The organism is Marinimicrobium sp. LS-A18 (assembly GCF_000463525.1).
Lineage (GTDB): Bacteria > Pseudomonadota > Gammaproteobacteria > Pseudomonadales > Cellvibrionaceae > Marinimicrobium > Marinimicrobium koreense.
In genome coordinates this window covers 724,876-749,835 of record NZ_AWEP01000002.1, presented here as the reverse complement: position 1 = coordinate 749,835, position 24,960 = coordinate 724,876, and the positions used below count along the sequence as shown (strand labels likewise).

The window sequence follows — 24,960 nt, the reverse complement described above, 5'->3', positions numbered from 1 at the left end:
TAAAGCGCTATGAATAAGGTGAAGGCCAAGACGTTCAACCACTGAACGCAGGATGCTACTCGAACTATCCCTTGCTGTAAACGCCTAACAGGCCTGCCAGGTAAAGCAACTCCCCAGAGGGCGAGCTTCCGTGACCAACCTGGTCACTCACCCTGCTCTGGAGGGATCGAAAATCGTCCGGGTACAAATATTGAAGGTGCGCCAGGGGCAGGGAAAGATCCAGAGCACGCTCTTTCGAAACTTCCGCTTGAAGTACATAAGCGTCACCTTGCTTCAATATGGGTTTCAAAGAAGGAAAGCGCCTGACCAAAATCGAGTTCGAACGGGAAAATCGCTCATTCAACCTTTGCACTTGATCCGGTTTCAAATAAACGCCTAAACTGGAGCCGGTATCATTAGCGCTATCCGAATAATCCTGCAGCGCCCAGTCGACCCTACTCGCCAAACCGCCCTCTTCAGACGACAGCACCAAGTTGAGCAATCGCTTCAGCTCCAATGCCTCTTCAACGTAGCTTCTATTGACCCGTTTGTCATCGAAAACAAAACCCTCTGCCTTCCCGGCATCCACTCCAAGCACGCGAAGCCAAACTCTCTCAATAGCTTCATCCTGAAGAGAACCACCTGATTTTGACTCCTTTACATAAGGCAGGAATGTGCAGCAACGGTCTCCGACGACGTCCGCCCACTGCCGCAACCGTCGTCCATTGAGGTTAGCAGCGCCGGTCTTCATAAAGCGCTCGTCCAACATCTCAGATATATCGGCCGTTCTGAAATGCCGTTTTACTGACTGGTTGTAGTTCGAAACAAACGCTTCGACCGGGTGACGAAACCAACCAACGACCCTCACGTTCAACCCCTGGAGCAAAGGCCCAAAGCTTCGCGCATTTCGATGAAAGCTCTCTGATGAAAGCAACAAGGTCTTCCCCTGCAAACGCGCACCCAGCAGCATCAATCTGAAATACAAGTTCGCTTTGCGTACTCTTCCCTCTCGTAACAGGTTGCCAACCAACGAGTGCCCGCCAGAAACACCATTCTTGTCTAGGGAGTGACGCGGATAATAATAGCCTGCGCGAAGCAACTGATCCCGATTATTGAGGCAGAACCGCTGAATCGCAGAGCTTCCCGTTTTCGGGGCTCCTATGTGAAGTATCACGTCAAGATCTGTTGATCTTGACGTTTTATTCAGAAAAAGGGAGTCCGTAAACCTGCCCCAATATTTACCCAACACACTACTGCCCATACATATACTCTGAATAGCCCGTCAGCAGTCCAGGGCCGCCCGCTGAAGGTCAGTTGATCGTAGTAGAACATGCCTCAACGACTCCCTTACGACCGGCTTCGAGTAGCGCTGGCCCGCTGACCGTCGAGCCGCCATGCTCATTGTCCTATATTTTTCCTGATCCTGAAGCAACTGTTCTACCCTGTCAGCCACCAAAGCGACGCGATCTGGCACCGCCTTGTTGGAGTGATAAGGCACCAAGTATCCGGTCTCTGAGTGAACCACCAAATCACTGACTGCACCTCGATCATAGGCTACGACAGGCCGACCAGCGGCCATTGCCTCCAGCACTGTCCGCCCAAATGACTCAAAACAGTGTGAGAGACTGACCAGTAAGTCCACTTGAGCAATAGCATCCTCCGGCGAAGAATGGTAACCCAGAACTTCCAGGTTACCCGGCCATCGCCCACCCGAACCCCTCAAACGCCGTAAATAAGTCGTATCCGGGCCTATAACAACACAGCGAACTGAAAGTCCTCTTGACTCAAGCTCTGAAGCCAGCATCACAAAATCATCAATGCCCTTTTTAGGCTGGTTACTACTGATAATCCCCACCGAAAACACGTCACCCCGCTCAACAGGGAAACTGATAGTTTCAAACGTCGTAATATCTATACTATTTGGTACGACCATTGTATTCGGAATACCCAGAGTGCTCGCGGTGAAGTCTGAGTTAGCGACAATCAGGTCTGCCATATTGATTAGACGTTCACGCACCTCATCCGCATTTGCACCAAGCGTCGCGCACAAATCAGGATCATGCTCCGGCAACTCCCTGACATGCACAATAACCGGTGTACCCACGGCACGCGCTGCCAGTAGCGGTTCATCAAGAACTGACGTGTTGACGTACACAGCGTTGCACCGGTACTCAGTTAAAATTCTCTCAAAATTTTTCTGAGTTTGTGGTAACGACGGGCAATCACGGTGCCACCAGCCATACGGGACAATAATCACTCGACACGACAGTGCCGTCACCTGGGTAATATAATCGTGATTCAATGCTCCCGGTAGAACAACCACCGTATTGACACACAGTTCAGAGAGGTAGGCCAATATATCCAGTAGACTGCGCTCCCCACCATAGACTTCCTTCCCTGCCTGATGACCACATACAAGCCAGGTCGGATTATTCGGGGTAAACTCCCGCGCACCATCCCACTCAGGAAGAGCGGCATAACCTTCACGCCTGCCAAATCGCTCATAATGAACAAATGGATCTTCCTGTTCGGGCAGGTCTCGGTGTTGATACCGGTAGCCTGAAGCGCTGAAATCCGGATGAGGATCACGCCCCTCGGCCCTACCAAACCGCAAGTAATGAACCCGCCCATTTACGCCCGATATCGCGACATCCCTGTGCAACCGGCTGTACAAAGTCGAATCAAAACCTTCGGCCAATTGCTCGCCACGTAACCGCCAGAGCCAATAGAGGTTTTTCAAGGCATTAACAAGCTTCATCACAAGCCTCAACATTAATGCCACCAGCGCTAAAATAAGCCAATATGGCCGCTCGCTGGTCTCTAAGCTCACCCTCATTCACTATAAGATGTTTGAGCCCCGTTAGCTGAGCAGTCCTGGTGGGAGGACGGTGCCACAGAGAAGCGCGGTGAAGCACCACAGTGTGTGCCTGTATACTTACCCCAAAATGAGCAAATTGAATCCCATGCCTCTGGCACCATTCGAATACATCATCCGCAATCGGATTACCATGCCAGGCATCACGCTCAGGCCAGTGCAACAAACATACGTCATTGTACTGCTGTCGCGCGGACTCCAGGAAAGCCAACAAACTTTGTAATTCATCGCCCTGGACTGCGAAATTGCCCCCCAGAACGGCCGAAAAATAATGCTGATTAATGCGCAAGTTCCCAAGTGGAATCGGGAAAGGACGTACCTCTGCAGAACCCGGGTTCGGAGGCATGATCGGTACACCCTTCCTTTGACGATGCCACCAGCTAAATGCTTCACGATACTGACGGCGCAATCCATGAAACAGCGTGGTGATATGGGTCGCTTTCGTACGGGTAAGGCTTCCTGAATCCGTCAAGGAGAATGCCAGCGGAACCACCGGCAAAACAGATTCAAGTGCCGCGTGGCCAAAGTGGTGCTGCAAGCGGGTGGCAAACTCCACATCACCACCCACTCGCACTTCATCCCAAAACCCCGTTGCCACTAACGCGCTGCGCCGAATCAGCCAGGATGATTGGTTCAGCTCCAGAAATGAATCTCCAAGTATCCAGGATCCCAGACATTGAAGCCTATCTGTTACACGGACCCACCAGCTGTAGCTAGCCACCAAGTGGGGGGAACGCAATAAAGGCGCCACTTGCTTTTCGATTTTCTGAGGGTGTGACCAATCGTCACTATCGTGTACAGTAACAAATTCGCCTTGCGCCTGTGCCATACCCCGGTTACGTGCGGCATAAGCCCCGGAATTACTGTCGCTTTCAAGATAACGAACCCGGGAGTCATTGGACGCCAATCTCCTGACCCGCTCAAGCGTATCGTCAGTACTGGCGTCGTCCACAACCACTACTTCAATATTATGCCAGCTTTGTGCAAGTAAGCACTCTATCGCCATTTCAATCGTGTTGGAGGCGTTGTACGCAGCCATTACGACGGATACCAGTGGCCCCTTCTCCACACCAAGTGGGGCGGCGACGCGATTGAAGTCACCGGTAATGTTTGTCAATGCCAGTGGTTGGTCTGGGCGCTTGACTTTAATCGGCATTAACTCGTTTCTTTCGTATACAGAGTTAATCGCCGCCAATCGTTCTTCTGCATTTTGGGCAGAATTTGCTTTAGCGTATGGCAGAATACTGGCCAACGGTTCACTCACACCAAGCTCGCTCAGCAAGGCTCGCAGCGACCTGCTCTCGTCCAATGCGGAGTAACATTTAATTAAGCCCACAACCACCTTAGGGTCTGTTGTAGGCTGGGGGATTGACACTAACCAACGCAGAGCATCCCGGAACTGGCCGTGAGCATAGTGCCAGGTCGCCAAATGCCATGCCGCCTTCAAGTCTCCGCCGGATGCCTTCTCGACAAGCTTGGGGTGCGCCCAGTGGTCAAAGCCGTTCCACATAATCTGGTTTAGCTTGTCTACAGGTGCAGTGCCTAAGGGATAAGCACTCATCACAGGGGCCGCCGCACCAAAAAATGGTAGCCTGCCCTCAGCTCTGCCGTAGGCGAGATAATGGACCAGCGGCGGCATGCCAGAGTGGGCAACGTCCCGGTAGGTAGCCAGGTACCAGTCAGCGTCGAAATTTACGTCTGATGTCCATGCTTTCCAGTGAGCAATCAACCGTAATCCGAGATTCTTTATACGTGAGCGTAACAAAGGTCTACACAACTCCCTTAACGGACACAGGTTCGACCCTCATCCTGCCCAAAAAGCACGTAGTGGACTAACGGGTTCACTCCGGCAGAGCGAACGTCCGGGTTATTCGCCAGATAGAACTGGGTATCGAAATTCGGCCCGGGATTCAGCCCGTGCAGAGCACCCACCTTGTAGTAATGCTTGGCCGGGTTACGACGGGCCAGTCTGTCTTTCCCTAACTCGGGATAATGCGCCAAATACCAGTCAGCATCAAACAGACCGGACCTCCTAATGATCTGAACGCCACTCTGGGGAACCAACTCTCTATAGCGATCCACCAGCCGCTCCCACCACGACTGGCCCGGAAAGGGGTATACCTCTGCTCGTTGTACAAACAGCCTCAACGGAGAAGGCCGACCTCGTAAGCGGTCAATCTCATCCTGCTGGCGCTCCAACTGCTCAGTGAGGGTCAAGATTTTGCTTTGCTCATCCTTCATACGTAACCTGCTCATTAAGCTTCTCGAGCCGTCGATTGAGAACGTCATAGCGTGCATGTTCACGAACGAATTGTAATCCGCGCTCGGAGGCCGCCTGGTATGCTTGCCTATCGCCCCATAGCGACTCAATGACTTGCCATACCTCGTCGGGTTCCGCGTAACACGCAAAATCGCCGAATGTCTCTTTGAAAACTGGCGGTAAAATTGCCGGGATACCCAGGCCCATGGCCTCAAGCACTGCCCGCCCGAACTCTTCAATATAGTGCTCATGGGGATAGTGGACGAAAAAGTCCAGTTCCTGCAAAAAATCGTAGGTGCTATCTGCAAACTCCAACACGTGCCAATTGTCGGGATGTGCACCGAGAATACTCAGCGCATGGTCAGCGCCACCGAGCAACCTGACCTCACAGTCCCGGTTCACGCAATAGGCAGCAGCCAACGCCTCGGCCGTACCCGGCCACTTGGTGTAATGGTCGCGGGCGTGACGCCCCACCACTGGCATTGGACGCTGATCTCCGCGCCAGTTAACTCGTGTCAGGCACCAGTTATCGACGTTCAACAAAGGATTCCAAATATCGAAGTGCGGTTCCGGGTAGCGCTCATCCTCGCGCATCAAGCGTTGCACAAGGCCTGAAATGGGTACCCAGACTGGCGCTACGCTAAACAGCGCGCGAACATTCTCACCGACACGTCTGGGGTCATACTGAGGGTCTTCGCCGGTCGTCAATCGACTCGCCATCTGATTTACCAGAATGATGAAATGCTTCGTTATGATCTCAGGAACCATATCCAGACGATAGTTAAGAACCACCGGATACCCCACCAGAACAACCTCGCTTTTCACGCTCTCCCCGGCGGCAAGGATATCAAAGTCACCCCTCCCCGCACGCTGCCGAAGAACTGGCTTTAGTGGTGTTTCAACATCCAGGTCGGCCCGGCGCCAGTGAAAAATGGCCACTCGCTTCCCCTGAGCAATGGCGGCATCAACATAGTTCATTGTTGAGACAAATGCGCCACCACTCAAATTAAAATCCGCAATTACCACAATATCGTAGTGCCGAACTTCATCGCGGTTTTTCGTACGCATAACCGTGGGAATTGGAAACGGGCGATCATTCGCCGACAGCGGCAGCTTAAGCTCCTCGGAGGAGGCCAATTCATGCCAGGCCGACGCAGCCTCACGGTATTCACGCCGAGCCCCATAAAACAACGTCTTCGCATGAGTGACCGGCGTGCGGGTCAGAGACGTTTCCTGATCCAGGGCAAAGGCCAAAGGTACACCGCGGTGCAAGCGCACCACCGCGTCATCACCAAACACTCGTCGCAGTCGAAGCACGTACTCAGAGTCGGCACTGGTCCTGGCCAAATCCCATCCTCCCAGGTGTTCAACCGCTTCGCGGCGGAACATAAGGGAGGACGTATTCTCGGAAACCAGTGAGCCGTGAGCCCGGAAGGTTCCTGTAAAATACAGGTCTTCACGCGCCCGAGCCCAATCGGTGATAGTGGCGACAGCCGAGGGCTGATTCAATAGATGGCGAACCTGAACCTCGAGTTTTTGAGGGTGAGACCAGTCATCACTATCGTGTACCGTAATGACATCACCGCTGGCCTGCTCCAATGCGGCATTGCGAGCCGCGTAAGCACCACCATTGTGCTCCAGTGCAATCAGGCGAACTCGGGGATCGCTTTTCGCCAGCGCCTCAACCCGGGATCGGGTATCGTCGGAGCTGCAATCATCCGCTACAAGAATTTCAAGGTTGGTCCAGCTTTGCTCCTGCAGACTGCGAATGGCCAGCTCAATTTGCGCCCCTGCGTTATAAGCCGGCATCAGTATCGACACTTTTGCTTCTTCGCACCGACCTGCAGACTGCGCCGCCCCTTTCAGATTGAATATACTCAGCGGCTCCTCCCGGTTACGCAATGCCAATGGTGTAAACCCATGGTGGGTCAACACCTGATTCACCGCGCGGAGCCGCTGTTCCCGAACCTTATCTCCCACACCATTCACAAACACGTTACTTAGAGAAAGCAATAAATCCGCATCATTTGCGGCGCCTTTCCGAGCGGCCCGCAGCCGGTCATAAGCTTCTCCCTCTCGCCCCAGGCGAATCAGGCAATCGACCTCCAACAGCACCTGGGCCTTATGTTTCAGCGCCTCACCGTCTATCCAACGACGCCATGACAGGAAACTCAATGCTGCCGAGTAGTCCTTGTGAAATGCGCTCCATCGAGCCAGAGCCCAGGCCGCATAGCTGCGGTCAGACGCCCGTGCGGACGGGACGACCAGGCGGGAGCGTAACACCGGCCACACCTCACCAGAGAATCCCCCCCACAGTTTCATCTCGAGTTTGCGAGCGGACTGGCGGGCTAACGCAGGAGGATAGTCATTCGGTTGGAATAAATGGGAAGGTTTAACTGCCACACCCTGGTATTGACCTTTGGTGACAAAATGCCACAGGGGGTTCTCACCGGATGTATAAAGTTCCGGGCATTGATCGAGGTATTCCTCAGTACTGAAGAAAGCACTAGGGTCAAACCTCAATCGGACGCCGTAAGTCGAATAGTGAGACAGCGCCGACATATGAGCCGGTATAACGTCTCCATACTGTTTGCGGTACCACGACTCATCAATGAGCATCGCATACAGCGCATAGTCGCGACCCTTGGCCCGGTGCGATACTGAAAAGTGGCGCAAAAGGTTGATCATATCCTCTCATTCGCCTTACGGCGACTTGCTACTTAGGACGCGTGGCTTCAACTCGGCAGTCGCGAGGTCCCCGGGTCCCTTCAAGAGATAAAACGCCGTCGACCAGCCGTCCTCTCATCTGTAAACGCTTTAAATCGTCTGTTACAGCGGTGTACCAGCCTTCCATCACCACATCGGATTCCATTATATCACCACGCCACCACTCAAATCTGGCGGTAAGTTTTGCAGGAATCGCGGTGCCGTCGCCGGCCGACTCAAGAAACGCCGCCACATCACCATTGTCATAGGCCACCATGCCGTCACTGACCCACAAGGTCTTTTCGCGAGAAAATCCGTCCCACCGCTGCCACGGATCGCATTCGAGGGTACCCGGCCAGCGTTCAAAGTCCTGTTCAGATAACTCATCTACGGCCACAAAGTGGTTCCATACCTGAGGAGCGCCGTCAGACTGCACATACTCCGGGTCACCCCCTAACCACTCTGGAAGATTACTGCGATCATACGTCTCGATGAAGTACCAAATGCCGAATATCACCACAATTCCGACAATCGCACCTAGACCCAAAAGCAATTTTTTCATAAATCAACGTACCTGGTAAAAAGCAATGAACGATTGCTGACGATATACCTGGCTATGACGGCCCCAGGCTCAATGAGTTCCAACTCAATGACCGCCGCTTTTTTGGTGCTCACTCAACAGTCGACGGTACTCCGAAAAATCTTTGCCTAAAATCAGATCTTCATATACCCGGGCCTGGCTTTTAACAAACAGCTCCCCCAGTTTTCGGTCCCACTCCTCGTTAAAGCTGGCAGGAACGCCGGGGCGAAGCGTAAACTCACCAAAACGCCAGTCCGTATCAGAAACCAGAAAGTCTACCCGGGCATGTGCCCAAGGTATTCTCAGGCTCACCTTACGGGCAACATCGATCAAACTTTGATCGAACACCGGAGCAATATTTGGTTCCGCCGAATACTTTCCGGTATCTACCATACGACCGTTGGTATCGAAAAAGCGATAGTGCCGACCTCGCCATCGGTCCACCTGCAAAACCAATCCAACTTCGCCGTAAAAGGTATACATTTTAACATCATAGGTGTCCAACGGGCTGCCCGAGGAACCCACGATCATTTCTTCTTTTAGCCATGCATCCTTGGCGACTCCCGACTTCTTCATTGCCTGCCGCAACGCGTCTTGCAAAGACGCTATATCTGCGAACTGCTGTCCAGAAAAAAAATCCTTGAAAGAACCATCGTTTTGAAGCGCAATGGCATAAATACAAGGCTTACCTTCAGCGTATAGCGGCTTAATGACACACGGGGCATCAAACTCAATCTCTTCAAGCCTCAGAGGGAATTCTGTTCCAGGAATAGGTAGCCCCACCTGCTCGGCAAAACGGACACTTTTACCCTTCACGCTAACCACTCTTGGCGGCAATTTGCGCGAGTGTTGAATAGCCCCCAACTGAGCCGCTCGCTGTACCCGATACGACGCAGTTTGGGCAGACTCAAAGAACACATTTTCGATATGCCCGAGGCGTGGATAGAAATTGAAGTTCTTCAGCTCGTTCAATTGCCGGGCCTGGCCTTCGCTCAATGAATCTTCCTTAATCAAGGCTTTTAATGGACGTGATAGCGACTGATACTGCGCCCTGATTTCAGCCAATGCAGCACGAACAGCCTTTAGGCGCTTATCCGCCGGTGATCCGAACAGCGCCATATCAAATTGCATTCATAATTTGCGTAAACACCTCTGACGTTTCCGCCTGAAGGTGCCCTTTCTCATGAGAAAACAAAATAGTCTTCACGTTCCCCATCTCGGTAGATTCGTCCGGGCTAACCCCCAACATTTCGCAGTAGGCTGAAAAGTGCTTAGTGTAATGACTCTTATCGAGAGTATTCTGGACGAGAATCAACCGGTTCTCTATTGTTTTCGGGTGCGCGAGAAGATCAAAACGATCCCGGTTCGCCTCAAAGTCAAATTCATTCAAGGATACACCGTGACACGTTTTCAAATAACGCCCTACCAGGCTCCGGTTGTACTTGGTAAGCGTTACCTGGGGGTTAATGGCCACTGAGGTCGCTTCAGCCATAAAGTCCTGCATGCGTAAAGCCGCAAACCCGCCACCAGAGGAACCGTAGAACACGACCTTATCATCCTGCAACCCCAGATAACCAGCAACTGAGCGAACGGTATCGGCTATAAAAGGAAGGGGATCACGGTCTCCGACTCCTATGTACCACGCGAGACCCAGCGTTTCATCTTCGAATAACGCGGGATCAGAGACATACAGAACGTGTCCAGGGAAACGGTCTGCCCACTTCCAACGCTGAAAAACCGGAGGATCCATCTTATCTCGAGAGGCGGCGCCACTGAACAACACAAATAAACGCCGGCCCCTGCGCCGTTTTGCAAGGGCGAAATCGTAACGCAGTCCCTCGTGCCACCGGGTGAAAATCACACGGCTACCCGTCGATCTGGCCAATCCATCGCCAAATTCCACTCGCTCATAGTCCGCCAAGTCAGTAAACCCCACCTTTCCTGAATACCTTGGCACTTCAATAAGCTTTCTTTTGCGTTTAAATATCCCGAACACCTAACGAAACTCTCCGATGGCTCGGACAATTTCTTGCCTAATTGTCTGCTTTACCTGTTCTACCTTTTTCATATCTGGCGTAAACAGCTCCTGCTCTACGGTTTCATCTATAACCTCTCCAGGATTAACCTTGAACCCCTTGTCGAAAGGTCGGTTTATCGATGAAAAGTAATCGAAAAACTTGAAGTTCCCACCAGGATGAAGGCTACCTGCATCCAACCAGACATTCGGTAGTCCCAGCGAATCAGAAAAAATAACCCCATGCAGACTCTGGCTTATAATCACCTCACATTCCATCATCTTGCGCAAAACCGCATCTATATCGTCGGTTTTGAAGCTGATAAAGGTCGCCGAGGGAAGGCCATCAAATCGCTGATAAAACGAATCATCTTCCACTTTGCTAATGTGAGGAATCACCCCATAGCGGAATTTCTTCTCCGGCTTTTTGGAGGGCAACAAATCAGATACCAATAGCCCCGGATCACCAATGGCCATCGATTCACCAAATGCCCGGGAAATGACACTACGAGTGAGATAGCCTCTCACCAATCGAATGTCGAGCCAGCCATGATCCTCTATCTGATGCCAAGGATGCATCAAACCAGAACCCAACACTACCATCTTGGTTTTGCGTGTCTCGAAGTCTTCCCGATCGAAAGCCCAACCCAGCGTGCTGCCAGTGCTGTTCACATTCGCACCAGGATACGCGGCACGTTTCACCTGAACATCAAACAAACGCTCAAAGAGCAATCTGGAGATTTCATCACCCAAATTGAAGGAGCCGTCTTTGGGACGCCACCAAAATAATTTTATCGAAGCCATAAAGTACGCCACATCGCCGACTTTCAACCCATTACCAGGTTAGTACTCATCATTCGTAATTATGATCGGAACCAAAACCGCCCGCTGTCACGTCCGGCAGTCTGACCCCGTAGGTTCTGAAGTCACTGACATAAAAGTTATCAACATCATACAGAGAGCGCTCTTTCATACGATCCAGAACTTTTGAAACCACACCCTGATTTTTGAAGATCACATAGTGGGCACCCGTAATGATAAACTTTTCCTGAGCTTGATTGAGGTCAGCCCAAGTCTCTTTCTCATAAGGTGTCGTAAAGTACTTACCTTCATCCTCAGGAGGAATGTTTGCCTTATTCTTCCATCGAAAACGCGGGCTCAGCAAAATGATCTCCCAGTCATCTGAAAGCCCCGCTGGCAAGGAAAGTGGATTCTGCAAATAGGTCGGGCTGAGTACTTTTACGTCGTCTTCAAGCAAAATATACGCACCAGTCTCGCCCCCCTTTTCAGCCACAGCCAAAAAGCGATTTAAGGCACGTTCATGAGACAGCCAGATCGAGGCTACCCCTTTGTGACCTGTGAGTCTTGGGATCATCTTCAAACCCGCGCTTTCCGGGCTTTCTTCCAACCTTGTTGCCGATAGTCGCTCGTACTCCCAGCCCGCACTGGATAGTATTGACTCCATATGAGACCGTCGGTCATCACGCTCATCCAGATTAATATAAACGGCGTACTGCACCGATACTTCACTCATAAACCTTCTCCATTTTAAATCCAATGCTCCCGATCGGAGATCCCGCGACCAAAATAATTCTACTCGGGGCTATTACCGGATAGCTGGTGGGTTTCAACCCCTATCACAGCATCAACATTCAGGCGGGCATAACCCGCAATCGCCTGGCACTCCTTAACCACTTCTATTGGCCAGGATTTTGTGAAGCTGTGAAAAATGCTTTCACCACTATCAAACTCGGTCATCCATCCACATTCACGGGGAATGCATAACATTGGCCACTGATGGTCCAACGCGTATCGGGCATATCGGGCATCGACAAACCGTTGCGACCCTTGCATAAACCCCAAAGGTGCCGCCTGAAAACCTTTACAGTGAACGGTACCCGTTCCGAGTTGATTCACCACTCGAAAGTGAGGCAGAGCCTTGGGGAAAGAAAATACCTTGCGGTTGCCCACCGAACCATCATAGGCATCCGGATAAATAATGCCATGCACTCCAACAACAGGGTTCAATCCCTCAAACCGATCACGCGCTGTCATCAGAGTCTGGACATACTCCTCTGGATAGAAGATGTCGTCGTCCATGTAGAAGATGTCGTCATCGTCCTTAAAATCATCAACCACAAACTTTCCGACATCCCGGTAATCCTCATCCGGTATAAAAGCGTTGACTTTATCCCGCATCAAAAGTTCAGGAACATGCAAATAATCGTTCAAACAGATGTTGAGCCGATCCACCTGGGGCAGCACCTGATCAACCACCTCCAAAAGTAGTGACTCTCTAGGTGGAAAACTACTCATATTGGCAATAATCACGAGCTCACCACCGCTTCCACTCCGGAAAATTCACGATAGATATTGTTCTGCTTGAGAACTTCAATCACATCTTCATCTGCCACCACTCGCGAACCCAAGACCTGCTGACGAGCAGAAACCTCCGAGTATCGTCGACGGCGTTCTGCCACATAGCCATTGTTCTCCGCCTTCAACCCCTCAGCTCGCGTCAAGGAACCCTCTCCCCACAAGCCGAGAACCAGAGGCTTGTTCAATATTTTGACTCTATGCTCACCCAACAGTTTGACACAGGAGGCATGAAACTCGGTATCAGCAGCCACCAAGCTCTCCCTGAAACGAGGGACCACTGAGAACACTGAACGCTTAGCCATTGTGGAAACGACACAAAACCGATACATACGACCATCAACAAAAAACACAACCGCCCCTGCCGGATCAATGCGAATCCACCGAGTACTGCACACATCAATGCCGTTGTCCGTAATAAAAGCCAGCTGCTGCTCCAGCTTCTGTGGGTGCGCCCAATCATCAGAGTCATGAAACGTCACAAATTCACCGCTTGACTCGTGGATCAATGCGTTGCGTATGTTGTAGGTACCCTGGTTCTTCCGTGAACGGAAGACTCTAATCCGTGCGTCTTTCTTTGCTTGCTCAAGAATCTTGGCCATACTGGCATCGTTACTGCCATCATCACACACCAGAATTTCAATGTTCTGGTAGGTTTGCTGACTCAGCGACGACAACGCGTAACCCACCGTATCCTCAGCATTGAAGCAGGACACGATAACGGACACCAAACCCTGATCCCCCAGGGCGCAAGCTGGAGACGTCGCCACGATCGTATTCAGAACGTTGTCTGAATCGAGGTCAACTGAATCCACACCGCTCAGCTGGAAAGAGGAGAATAGCTCGTTAAGGCAAGCATTGTACCGGCTTCGACTTTTCTCAAACGCAGCCTGATTCAAAGACAGCCCCCAGTATTGCTCATCGGTCAGCCGGTCTTCGAGCGTCGCCAGGCAACGCCTGGTACCTGCCAGAGAATTGTGTCGATCAAAAACCTGATCATCCACATCCTCCCCAAGCGTCACGTTCTGCTGAAGCTCCGAGGGTAGCGTCTGATGAATCGTACCAGGCAGTGTTATCTCCGGAAGCCACTCGGGCGCCACCCGGCTCACCAAGGTGAACAAGGACACGTCGCCACTGACCAAAAACGCCATACGAGCCAGCTTGAGCAACTTCCTCTTACTGGTATCTGGCAGCGATACCATTTGGCAAATCAGGTATCGAGTTACCCCAAGGAATGACTCTGTCATCTGCACTTTTCGCAACAGGTCAGCATAGTCAATCAGTGCGACCAACTCCTGCTCTCCACGCAACTTACGGAGGTGCTTATTCCACTCCGCCAATTGCCGGTAAGATTTACCTGCAAGAATATCCAGTGAGTAAACCTCACCAGGGGGGAGCATGAAAAAGTCCTTGCCCAGGTAGTCGATAAGGAAATCGGCTGAGCCAACGTTTCGCCCAAAATTTCCCCGGCGCCGCACCAAATCCAGGTACTGTTCCAGCCTAGTCATTCTTGATGTCACTCGTTAACCTCTGGTTTGAATCGCTTCCGACCTTCCGACCGCCCGTGCGTAAGATAATGAACTAGGGGGTTCTGACGGGACTCCAAGACATCAATGTACTGATCAAGATATTGACGACTGGAGAACTCAGGACCTGGCGCCCGCCCTTCTAACCCCCCATGCCGAACATAATGTTCAGCAAGGTCCAGCGCACGTAACGCCACATCAGGGTTACGCAGGGCATACCACTTGGCGTCGAAAAATGAGCACTTTTCAACTAAAGCGACTTGTGACCGAATTCGGTAGCGTGAAGGGCGGAGACAAGACACGGCACGAAGCAGTACTTTGCCCATGGAGCGGCTGGTTTGGACACGTGTGCTAAAAATCGCTTCTTGCGCCCGCTCCACTAGCTGGTTCATCTGTTTAAGTTGATTTGTACAACGGTCTAATTGTCGCCTTTTTTCCAGAGCTTCACCCTCAAGCGTCTGAGCTCTCTCATAATAGGCCTCTACCTCCAGCTGAAGGCGGATCAGCTCGTCCAGAAGTTGGCTGTTATTCCACTCAAAATCAGAGTCCTCCTTGTTAGACCGCTCAAACCCTCTGGACACTTCAGTTGACTCCCTCATACCATACCTTTAGCGGCACATAAATTCATTTGATCAACTAAATAAAATACGCTTTTGTATTTTGATGCACCAGAGGACAACGCTCAATTTCATCAGGACTAAACCACCGATAATCGCGATGTTGCTCAAATGGCAGGCTCACATCTCCGGTGATTTTCGCCCGATACCCGAGCACGACATAATGTGTGCTGACATCATCGGAAAACATTGAGTCATCATAAAAGTGCTCATATACACCGAGAAAGCGCACATCCTGCTCAAGAAGATCGCAATTTAGTTCGTCCCGGGAAATTCTATTGATTGCTTGGTGTATCTCCTCGCCTTTCAGAACCCTCCCGCCTGGCACAAACCAGAAATCTCTTGCCGGACGATTTTTCCGCTTACCTAGCAATACATCACCGGCTTTATTCATAAGAATTAGATCAATCGACACCAAAGGGGTCGATTGAATAACATTCATGAAATCAGGCTCTGATAACCACATTACAAATTTTTAGCACTTAAAGATTGGACGGTATCGTACAAATGCTGAATCTCCTTAGAGAGATCCACCTGATGATTACCCACGAAAAGCCCATTTTTGTCGATATATTCAGCCGCATCGAGGTCGCCAGCGACTGTATAATCGAAGAACTGGAGCACCTCCGTGTTCTTCAAGAAGTTTCCGGTGACAATGGGACGACACTCGATGTCATTTGACTGCAGAGCCTTAACCAAGGATTTTCGATCAAATGGAGCATTTTTATTTATTACTAGCGAGAAACCAAACCAGCTGCTATTGCCAGTTTCAGATTGAATTTTCAGATGCGGATGATCACCAAAAAGCTCTAAAAACAGCTTTGCGTTTGCACGCCTAACACGGATAAACTCCGGAAGTTTCTTAAGTTGTTCCAGTCCGATCGCACCACTCATTTCCAAGGGGCGAACATTATACCCGGGGAGAACAAACTTGAATGACTCTTCAAATGGGTCATCACTTTTTATACCACTGACCAAATTCTCTTTGGGTAGATTACGCGTCCACCCATGGGCACGTATGGTCAACAGAACGTGATAAAGCTCCTTGTCATCGGTAACGACACAACCACCTTCCATTGTAGAAATATGGTGCGAAAAGAAAGAGCTGAATGTGCCCATCAATCCATAGGTGCCACTTTTCAACCCATTGAACTCAGCTCCCATGGATTCACAATTATCCTCTAGAAGCAAAATATCCTTGCCTTCCGTTAATTCTGAAATACGAGAATAATCATTTGGATTACCAAGCAGATTAACAAGCAAGATTGCTTTAGTATCCTCAGTAATCGCCGATTCGAGTTTCTCCAAATCTATATTCAACGTATCTTGATCAATATCCACAAACTTCACTTTAAGTCCGTACTGCTGCAGCGGAAAATAAGTGGTGGACCAGGATACTGCGGGAACGATGACTTCATCACCTCGCTTAAGCTTAGGATTCCTAGTGAAGAACAGCGATGCAATCATCAACAAGTTGGCGGTCGATCCAGAGCTTACCATTACAGCATAACGAGAACCAAAGTAATCAGCGAAAGCCCGCTCATAAGCGGCGACTTTAGGCCCCATCGTATACATATCAGATTCGATAACCTGATGAATAGCATTGATTTCGGCCTCGTCCCAAGTACTGGACGCCAGAGAGTATTTAGTCATTGACAGCCTCTTTGAGGAAATAGGAATACGTTTGGCGAACACCCTCCGTCAGGGAGGTTTTAGAGTTCCAGCCAAACTCTTGTAACAAGGTCGTATCTATCAACTTTCGCTTCATGCCAACGGGCTTTGTGAGATCATGTTCAAACCTTCCCTCGAAACCCACGATCTGAGCGATCACTTGATAGTACTCGTTAATCGAGTAATCCTGTCCCAGGCCGACATTCAGTGTTTGGGGCATGCTGGCCAGCCTGGGGAGAGCATAAAAAATGAAATCTGCCAAATCCTCGGCGTACATAAACTCTCTGCGTGCAGTTCCGTCACCCCAAATGTCTACGGATGCCTTTTCTGCGCGTGCTGCTTCATGCAACTTGCGAATGACCGCAGGAATCATATGAGAATGCTTAGGGTCAAATTTGTCATATTTCCCATAGAGATTGCACGGAATAAGGGTACGGTAATGGCGCCCGGCATCCGTCCGACTTATATACTCACACAGCCGACTAGCGGTAATCTTCGCGAGGGCATACCCTTCGTTAGTTGGTTCAAGCGCTCCTGTAAGGACTTGGCTTTCCTTCAATGGGTTCTCAGCATCCTTTGGATACATACAAGAGCTGGCAAGATTCAATAAGTTGGGTACGCCGGAAGCATGGGCAGACTCAAGCACATGAATACCCATCAGGGTGTTGTCAACCAGGAACTTGACCGGATTCGCCATATTGGCCTGAATTCCACCGACCACACCGGCCGCATGGATCACCAATTCTGGTGCATGCTCTCGCATGTATCGCAAAACAGATGAGTGATTCAATAGATCCAATTCTCGACTTGAGGGGGTAAGCCACTCGTGATCGCTAGCATCTTTGTGTGCCAATATGTTGCGCCCCACCATCCCGGACGCGCCGGTCAGCAAAATTTTCATACGGCTTATCAATTCTCCGTGGATATAGATACGTGGTGACCGTGCTTTTTCAATAACGCGTGACGTTTAGCCTGCTCCAAATCCGCAGCGACCATTTCAGAACACATTTCCTGAACGGTTATCTCCGGCTCCCAACCAAGCTTTTCTTTTGCGTTACTCGGGTCACCCAGCAAGGTTTCCACCTCCGCTGGGCGAAAATATCGTGGATCCACTTCCACAAGAACATCCCCCACTTTCACAGCTGGGGCGTTATCGCCAGTCACAGCGGTTACTATGCCTTTCTCCTCAACACCAGAGCCCTCAAAAGAAAGGCTGATACCCAACTCATTTGCCGACCATTCTACGAACTGACGAACTGAGTACTGCACACCCGTTGCAATCACAAAGTCTTCCGGATTATCTTGTTGAAGCATCAGCCACTGCATACGAACAAAATCTTTAGCATGGCCCCAGTCACGCAAGGCATCCATGTTTCCCAAGTACAACCGATCCTCAAGCCCTTGTGCAATATTGGCCAAACCTCGAGTAATCTTCCGGGTGACAAAGGTCTCGCCACGACGAGGGGACTCATGATTGAACAAAATGCCATTACAGGCATACATTCCGTAAGCCTCACGGTAGTTGACTGCTATCCAATACGCATAAAGCTTCGCTACCGCATAAGGCGAGCGAGGATGAAATGGCGTTGTCTCTTTCTGAGGTATTTCTTGAACCAGACCATACAATTCTGAAGTCGAAGCCTGATAGAACCGGGTCTTTTTCTCTAGCCCACAAATACGAATCGCCTCCAAGAGCCTCAACGTTCCCAGCGCGTCAACATCGGCCGTATATTCAGGAGATTCAAACGAGACCGCGACATGGGATTGAGCCCCAAGATTGTAGACTTCATCTGGTTGCACTTCCTGAACAATACGAATTAGATTCGTAGAGTCTGACAGATCACCATAATGAAGAATAAAGTGTTGATTCTCCACATGAGGATCTTCATATATGTGGTCGACTCGCTGCGTGTTAAACAAAGAGGAACGGCGCTTGATCCCATGAACCTCATAACCTTTCTCCAGAAGGAACTCCGCCAAATAAGAACCATCCTGCCCTGTTACACCAGTAATAAGCGCCCGCTTCATACTTAATCAAGCCTCTGTTGTTCTAAAATTTAAAGTACTAATCCAGTAAACTCGTATACTTTACTGGTGTCTTATTCTCACGGTATGCCGCAGTCAACCCGAAACCGCCTTTCCCGACAATGACATGGTCGGACAGGCTTAACAGTGTGTGCTCCAAGTACACTTGATCCGCACCTCTGGCAGCATCTTCAGTTGTGGACCTATCTAGATGGGTGGGACGTTCCTCAAAGAAAAACACTTCAGCTTTTCCGAGGAAATAGTCCGCCAAAATATTCTTAACATCCTGATTATCAGTTGTTATGTAAACACCAAACTTATTATACCCTCGATCACTGGCGAAAGTTTCAATCGCTTTAGCTAACATAGGTGCGTTTTCCACATCTTCCAACTGTGGATCTTTCCAGCCACCAGAAGTTCCGCCAACTCGAAACTGAGCACCAATCACTACAACATTGCTCTCCCTAAACTGGCCAAAAGCCTTAAACGACTTCATTTTATCTTCAGGAGGAGAATACTCAAAAAGCGAATTAAAGGCACCGCTAAAACAACCTTTATAGCTTGCCCAATCTATTCCATAATCGGAAAACAGCTTCGAGTAATCAGATAGCAACGAATGTGGAAACTGGTTGCTATTGACCTTAACAACGCGCTCACCTCCAAACAACCCCTCAATCGATTCACCGCCCTCCCGTAACGCCAACTTGACCTGCTCATCAAGATTCGTATCAACCCAATCTACTTGTTTCATTACGGATGCGTCGTAGTCGTCAAGCTGATCCCAACCAAACAGCTTTGGAACAAAAGATGATGTTATATCCGATGGATTATTCCATTCAACAAAAAATAGCCGGTTAGTTATGAGGGCAACAAGATAAGAGAAGCACATCCCTTTTAATCTATCAGCAAACCCCCCAACAACGACTCGCTGATCACCTCTAAATCTATTCACCGAAAAAACTAAAACCCTCTCATTTCGTTCAACCCCCTCGTCTGACCGATTCCGGATATAGTTATCATGTCGCTCAATATAACTTGTAATACTCATAACCCTTTTTAACCTCAAAAAAAGCAACTCATAGATTCAAGTAACAACTAAAATTATAAGTAATTCTTTTCAAAAAAATACTTCCTGCATGACTTATCTTCAGTGATACTTCTATAGCGATACAACCTTACACCTTGACGCTCCAGCGAGGAGTTAACCACTAAAAAATGGTTTCTCTTCTGTTCACCCAGTTTTTTGATTGAAGTGTTTTCCCCGTGAAGCACGCGATTATAGCAAATTAGGTTTATGTGCCTAAAAGGCCCCACCTCACTAAGCTTTAGATACATATCATAATCCACAGCGTTCGTTATGTGCTCATCAAAGCCACTCGTCAGACTCCATGCTCTAGCCGAAAACATTCTGAAATGATGACAAATCATAGCTGATGTCAATTTCTCCCTGGAGTACTCTGGCCTGTTATAGCCATTGGCAATCAAGGAACCGTCCGGATTGACATTTCTGTTGCCCGTATAAACACACGCCAACTGCTTATCTCTTTGGAACTCTTTTAGACACAACTCAACAGCTTTGGGCTCCAAATAATCATCGGAGTCCAGCTGACCAATATAGAATCCTCGACAGAGATTTACTGCGGTATTAGATGCCCTACCAATGCCACCATTTTTCTGGGTTACAAATCGCACTCGCGGATTAAGCCCATAATGAGCCTTAAGAACATCTAGCGTACCGTCAGTGGATCCGTCATCGCATACACAAACTTCTAGATCTGTGATGGTTTGATTTAATGCGCTGTCAATACAGCGCTTAATGGACCCTTCACAGTTAAAAGCAGGAATGTAGATTGATACCAGCGGAACCCTGTGTATGATGGACTCCTTAATCGGTTTGAGCTTCCGGTAAAAATAAGGAACTTTTTCTTGGACAATCTTGATCGTAATCGCTTTTCCGGCTGCCCTATCTGTTTCATTTTCTTTTCCTGGTGGCTCCTGGTGGTAAGCCATTCCGCCTTCCAACGCCTTAAAGAAGCATCCTGACCGGTAAAGCCGATATCCAAATTCGTTATCTTCTCCGCCCCAGTGGGTAAACTCTTCGTCAAACCAACCCGCAATTTCCAGCCACTTTTTGGAAAAGGCAACATTGCCACCACTAAAGAATCTAAAGGGTGTATCACAAAGCCTTAAGTTATCTGTCTTATGAAAGTGTTCCAGCCGCCAGTCAACGGAGATTTCACCGTTAATCTTGTTACCCACATCATTGTTGGTTCTCACTTCCGGCAAGCGTTCTACCATTCCTGAATTTTCAAGCACTTGCCTACCGGAAATGCCATGAGTATCGACGTACTTACGAGGCCCTATCAGCGCGACATCCTCACACTCAATCAGCGCCTGAACATATGACTGTACCCACGACTGCCCCGGCGCCATATCGCAGTCCAGAATGGATACGAAAGGATACTTTGCGGTTCTCAGACCAAGGTTTCGAACCGCACAAAGCTGGTAACCGTAGTCCCTTTGCCGAACGTACTTGATATCCAGTAGACTCTCATAGCGACGAATCAGCGGTGTCAGATCTTCATTGCTCCCATCATCTGCCACGATAACTTCGTAATTGAACTCTGTTCTCTGTTTTACCAAACAAGCAAGAGTAACATCCAGAATTCGACTTCTATTAAATGTAGGCACAACAACACTCAAACCTACGTTGACAACGGGACTTTGCCTGCCGCTGTACCTATATTGTTTATACCACTCAAAATCGTTGGTACTTTCAGGTAGCGGTGCAAGCTTTAAGTCTTCAGGCCAATCAGGAGGAATTTTAGCGACTGGCTTAACAGGCAAATTTTCTGGAGAGCTATTGACACACTGCTGGTAATGAGTGAGAGAAAGCTCTCTCTCCTGTTCACTTAAAGTGATCTCTCCCGCATTATTCAACAAAACACGCGTAATCGGATCAAGGGTGCGCGCCCTCTGAATCTCACTGGACTGCAGTCTTGTCAAGCATGCGTCGATGTTCGCAGAAACCACTTCCGCGCCATATATGCGTCCTGCCCCCTGGTACAGCTCAAGTGCTTTCAGGTAATTAGCCGCTCTAAAGTGTGCATTGGCTGTTGCGAGGATGTTTTGTCCTGCCCCCATTTTTACTACCACCTCTAGTAATTCAACCGTTTCCGACCGTTATACAGACTGCGCCTTTTTCTAAGCTAATCCTTTCTTCGGAGTAGCTCACTCCTCTGCTCTTAAGCATCTCAAGCCACTTATTAGCTACATCTTTCTCTTCCTTCCGATTATAGTCATCCAAAATTACATCGAACCGGCAGAGGGGCAACGCATTTAACAACTTTGGAAGAGCGGGAAATCTTGCCAAGGGCCCGGTCGCACCAGGTGGACCATCAACCAGAACCAGAATATTGGCCCTCCTCCCGCCAAGCATTTTGGCAAGGTCTGATAATTTCTCGTCACACGCGTAGTACAGAAAGCTTTCGCCTTTGTATTCATAGTCCACCAGTGGTGCATGAACAAGGTCAACCACTTTCCCCAGTCCTCCCTGCTTGAGCAGATTTGCTGTTTTGTCGTAATACTCCTTTTTGTGTTCAAAGGTGACAACTCTTTTGGGCAAGTCCTCTTCGGCCGGCTCCACAAATGCCAAATCTTTTGTATAGCCTTCCTCGTGGCCTCGCTCAAGAAGGGCTTGCTTTCTCCCTGAAGACTGAGATCGCCAGACTTTGTTCATCACTGTTTTAGCAAAAAGGCTGGTGGACGTACCACTACCGAACTCAATGATCAGATCAAAGTTCTGCGTTTCAATCTTTTCAGCGAGATATAGTCCCAAGTCGGGACTGATCGGCCAACCGTGGTAATTCAGGGGCAACTCTCCAGAAGAGAGATATTGTTGAAGCCCCATGCTGCCTTCAATTTGTTTAGTTGTATTTAAGAGCTTTTTGTCAATGTGGTTGGTAATAGTGCCGGATAGCGCATTCAGCTTGGCTTCCAAGTCCTCAAATCGCTGCACGCCGGCACTCTGCTCATCAAGCTGCTTAACTACTGTTTGAAGCTTCCCTTCTGCTTCTGCCAACTTTTTGTTCTTCTCATTCAGCGACTCCATAAGCTTTTTGACCTCTTCTCGGGTCTCAGCGTGGGACCTCCTCTCTTTATCCAACTCATGTCGTAGTTCACTAGTTTCCATACTTTTCTGCTCTTCCTCTTTCAATAGCTTTTGCTTCTGCTTGTCCCACTCACTTTGCTTACGATCGAACTCCTTTCTCGCTTCGCTCAGTTCTCCCTTCACGCTTACCAAGTTTGCATGCACATATTCAAGCTCACTCTCACGCGCCTGTAGAGCATCGGACAGCGCTTGTTTCTCAGTTTTCACAGCTTCTAACTGACGCACCAGCGGATTGCTGGTCAACTGCCATTTGGGCCATTCGGAATTCAAGCCGCCTTCAGCAGAAACCTCATAACCATGCTGTTTAAGCTCAACCAATAGGACCTCGGCGGGAGCGCTCGCCTGATAGTAGGCGTCATGCGGGCAAGTGATCCAGAAGTGGCTGAAGTGCTCAATATTTGTGGTATCTATCAAGGATTTTATCAACGTCAGCTCAGCACCGGGCGCCTGCAAGACCAGAAGGTTCCTATCGCCTTTTAATGGGTGTTCATTCACCAGTTGCTCCAGCGTACAGGTAGCAACGGAATGTTGAGCGCTGACACGCAAGCCCGGATACATCTTGAGCAGCCCTGTGGGCCGATAGAGACTAGCGGCCTCGGGAAGGTTGAACTCGTAAAGCTGGTTGAGCGCCGGATCATCGGTAATGGCAAGCGCCAGCACCTCAACACGCGCTTCACCTTGCGTGCGCTGACGCAGTGATTCAGCAGTGCCAGGGTTGGGCTCCACCAGTACGATGTGTTTGGCGTCGGATGCCAGGTAAGCCGATAACTCCTCGCAGTGGCCAGCGCCGATATGGAGGATAGTATCCAGGTTCTTAGGGACTTCAAACATTTGAGTTCCGTTCGGTTACAGGGGGTCAGTATTGGTTTTGCTTATTGGTGACAGATGCGGGCTTCGCCCTTATCCGCCCTACGGAAGTATTTAAAGCTTCCGGCCTTCAGCTTTACCGTGCAGCAAGTAATGCACTAGCGGGTTGACCCCTGACTTCGCCACGTCGGGGTGCCGTTTCAGGTATTTTATTGAGTCGAACCGCTCGCTGGCGGCCCGCCCTTCCAAGCCACCAAACAATGTGTAGTGCATGGCGGGATCGGGGAATTTGGCGGCCACATCCGGATTCTTTCGGACATACCAATCGGCGTCGAACAAGTCGCTTTGGCGAACCAATTCGATGCACTTTTCCTGGTTTCGCGCAGAGGGGCTGAGCTTTTTGACTGATTTCATAACAGACTTCAGAGGAGAGCCACGCTTGGAAGCCGAATACTCGCTGAGGCACTGGCGCAGGCTCTGGATCGTCGTCTCCAGCTCAGCGTTTTGAGACTGGAGGGACTCTTTTGAATCTTCTGTAGCCCTTAGCCTGCTGTTCAGTATGTTGTTTTCGTTGTTCTGGCGATCAAGCGCTATTTTAAGTTCGGCATTATCCGCTTCCTGTTTAGCGAGCTCGTCTTGATATTCTTGGCACCTGGCGTCTTTTGCCTTGTTATCCAGGTAGATTCTCTCCAGTTCCTCCTGCACAGCGAAAAGCTGCCGCAGCAACAGATCATTCTCGGCCTTCAAGTCATCACGCTCCCCGGATAGCTTCTCGCTCTGCTGGGTATCGGCCGTGTTATTAAGTTCATTCAGTACGCTTGGAATGTCTACATGGGGCATTTGCTCGCCGGGATTACCCACTGGCACGCTAGACGCTTCGAGCTGGGCTAACAAAGGACTCAATGCCGGCGTCTGTGCAACCAGTTGAGTGGCAATGAGCAGACTCAACGGAGTGGCGACGGGCGGCGGACTGAGCTCTGGTATACCTTGCTCCAACCCGGAGAAGCGGTCCTGAAAGGCCGTGTGATTCGCTCCCAGCCATTGGACTAGCGCCTGCGGATGTCGGAGTGCGCAGGAGATATCCGTCATGGCAGCCTGTTCGCGGTTTTCCTTAAAGAAGTCGATTAATTCTTGGGCCTCGAACTGCCATTCAGTCAGCGCCTCTTCTGGGGGAATCCCCGCATCTAGAGCGGAGGCAACGGCATATTCGGGGCGGGTGTGCAACAGAAGCCAGGGGCCATCGCCCGCTTTATAGGCGGTAATGTCCTGCGTTTCATCCCAGCCCATCCGGGTGAGTAAGGTACTTAGGCTTGTCCACTGGGCAAAAGGGGTTACGCCGACTGTCAGGGGCAT

At 49.9% G+C, this 24,960-nt stretch carries 21 protein-coding genes; all 21 read right to left on the bottom strand.

Annotation, left to right across the window (positions count from 1 at the left end; all coding sequences use genetic code 11):
• Positions 1 to 64 precede the first annotated feature (64 nt).
• The 21 genes from N645_RS0103265 to N645_RS0103160 all read right to left on the bottom strand — a co-directional run bounded on the left by N645_RS0103265 (position 65) and on the right by N645_RS0103160 (position 24,960).
• A complete protein-coding gene (locus N645_RS0103265; RefSeq protein ID WP_152521611.1) occupies positions 65 to 1,240 on the bottom strand; it encodes a hypothetical protein in 1,176 nt (391 codons plus the stop codon).
• Between the two features lie 21 nt (positions 1,241 to 1,261).
• Positions 1,262 to 2,737, bottom strand: coding sequence for a glycosyltransferase family 4 protein (locus N645_RS17690; protein WP_193744943.1), 1,476 nt, complete (start codon positions 2,735 to 2,737; stop codon positions 1,262 to 1,264).
• The gene (locus N645_RS0103250) at positions 2,724 to 4,415 is read right to left on the bottom strand and encodes a glycosyltransferase family A protein (RefSeq protein WP_193744942.1); all 1,692 of its coding nucleotides are present in this window, start codon (positions 4,413 to 4,415) and stop codon (positions 2,724 to 2,726) included. Before N645_RS0103250 ends, N645_RS17690 begins: the two co-directional genes overlap by 14 nt.
• A 221-nt stretch (positions 4,416 to 4,636) precedes the next feature.
• The gene (locus tag N645_RS0103245) at positions 4,637 to 5,095 is read right to left on the bottom strand and encodes a hypothetical protein (protein ID WP_024460079.1); all 459 of its coding nucleotides are present in this window, start codon (positions 5,093 to 5,095) and stop codon (positions 4,637 to 4,639) included.
• On the bottom strand, positions 5,085 to 7,802 hold the full coding sequence (locus tag N645_RS0103240) for a glycosyltransferase (RefSeq protein ID WP_024460078.1): 2,718 nt from the start codon (positions 7,800 to 7,802) through the stop codon (positions 5,085 to 5,087). Before N645_RS0103240 ends, N645_RS0103245 begins: the two co-directional genes overlap by 11 nt.
• 28 nt (positions 7,803 to 7,830) lie before the next feature.
• Positions 7,831 to 8,382: a hypothetical protein gene (locus N645_RS0103235; protein ID WP_024460077.1), complete on the bottom strand. Its 552-nt coding sequence runs from the start codon at positions 8,380 to 8,382 to the stop codon at positions 7,831 to 7,833.
• Positions 8,383 to 8,466: 84 nt separating this feature from the next.
• The gene (locus tag N645_RS0103230; protein ID WP_024460076.1) at positions 8,467 to 9,531 is read right to left on the bottom strand and encodes an ATP-grasp fold amidoligase family protein; all 1,065 of its coding nucleotides are present in this window, start codon (positions 9,529 to 9,531) and stop codon (positions 8,467 to 8,469) included.
• Positions 9,521 to 10,396: a hypothetical protein gene (locus N645_RS0103225; protein WP_024460075.1), complete on the bottom strand. Its 876-nt coding sequence runs from the start codon at positions 10,394 to 10,396 to the stop codon at positions 9,521 to 9,523. The genes N645_RS0103230 and N645_RS0103225 overlap by 11 nt, the downstream gene beginning before the upstream one ends.
• A complete protein-coding gene (locus N645_RS0103220) occupies positions 10,397 to 11,218 on the bottom strand; it encodes a polysaccharide pyruvyl transferase family protein (RefSeq protein WP_152521609.1) in 822 nt (273 codons plus the stop codon). It abuts the gene before it with no gap.
• A gap of 49 nt (positions 11,219 to 11,267) precedes the next feature.
• Positions 11,268 to 11,948: a hypothetical protein gene (locus N645_RS0103215; protein ID WP_024460073.1), complete on the bottom strand. Its 681-nt coding sequence runs from the start codon at positions 11,946 to 11,948 to the stop codon at positions 11,268 to 11,270.
• A gap of 59 nt (positions 11,949 to 12,007) precedes the next feature.
• Positions 12,008 to 12,745 (bottom strand): hypothetical protein, encoded by a 738-nt coding sequence (locus tag N645_RS0103210; RefSeq protein WP_024460072.1) that lies wholly within the window; start codon positions 12,743 to 12,745, stop codon positions 12,008 to 12,010.
• Entirely contained in the window at positions 12,742 to 14,298 is a 1,557-nt protein-coding gene (locus tag N645_RS17360; RefSeq protein WP_024460071.1) for a glycosyltransferase family A protein, read from the bottom strand. The genes N645_RS0103210 and N645_RS17360 overlap by 4 nt, the downstream gene beginning before the upstream one ends.
• Before the next feature lie 8 nt (positions 14,299 to 14,306).
• Positions 14,307 to 14,915 (bottom strand): hypothetical protein, encoded by a 609-nt coding sequence (locus tag N645_RS18275; RefSeq protein ID WP_024460070.1) that lies wholly within the window; start codon positions 14,913 to 14,915, stop codon positions 14,307 to 14,309.
• A 37-nt stretch (positions 14,916 to 14,952) separates the two neighbouring features.
• The gene (locus N645_RS0103195; protein WP_024460069.1) at positions 14,953 to 15,399 is read right to left on the bottom strand and encodes a GDP-mannose mannosyl hydrolase; all 447 of its coding nucleotides are present in this window, start codon (positions 15,397 to 15,399) and stop codon (positions 14,953 to 14,955) included.
• Positions 15,399 to 16,586 carry a DegT/DnrJ/EryC1/StrS aminotransferase family protein gene (locus N645_RS0103190; protein WP_024460068.1) on the bottom strand — a complete coding sequence of 396 codons (1,188 nt, stop codon included), beginning with the start codon at positions 16,584 to 16,586 and terminating at the stop codon, positions 15,399 to 15,401. The genes N645_RS0103195 and N645_RS0103190 overlap by 1 nt, the downstream gene beginning before the upstream one ends.
• Positions 16,579 to 17,505: a GDP-L-fucose synthase gene (locus N645_RS0103185; protein WP_024460067.1), complete on the bottom strand. Its 927-nt coding sequence runs from the start codon at positions 17,503 to 17,505 to the stop codon at positions 16,579 to 16,581. Before N645_RS0103185 ends, N645_RS0103190 begins: the two co-directional genes overlap by 8 nt.
• Before the next feature lie 8 nt (positions 17,506 to 17,513).
• Positions 17,514 to 18,632, bottom strand: a complete 1,119-nt coding sequence (gmd, locus tag N645_RS0103180; RefSeq protein ID WP_024460066.1) for a GDP-mannose 4,6-dehydratase — start codon at positions 18,630 to 18,632, stop codon at positions 17,514 to 17,516.
• A gap of 37 nt (positions 18,633 to 18,669) precedes the next feature.
• Positions 18,670 to 19,677 (bottom strand): hypothetical protein, encoded by a 1,008-nt coding sequence (locus N645_RS0103175; RefSeq protein ID WP_152521608.1) that lies wholly within the window; start codon positions 19,675 to 19,677, stop codon positions 18,670 to 18,672.
• Positions 19,678 to 19,730: 53 nt separating this feature from the next.
• Complete coding sequence (locus N645_RS0103170) at positions 19,731 to 21,773, bottom strand: glycosyltransferase (protein ID WP_024460064.1); 2,043 nt, start codon at positions 21,771 to 21,773, stop codon at positions 19,731 to 19,733.
• Between the two features lie 22 nt (positions 21,774 to 21,795).
• Entirely contained in the window at positions 21,796 to 23,631 is a 1,836-nt protein-coding gene (locus N645_RS0103165; RefSeq protein ID WP_024460063.1) for a hypothetical protein, read from the bottom strand.
• A gap of 90 nt (positions 23,632 to 23,721) precedes the next feature.
• A complete protein-coding gene (locus N645_RS0103160) occupies positions 23,722 to 24,960 on the bottom strand; it encodes a hypothetical protein (protein ID WP_024460062.1) in 1,239 nt (412 codons plus the stop codon).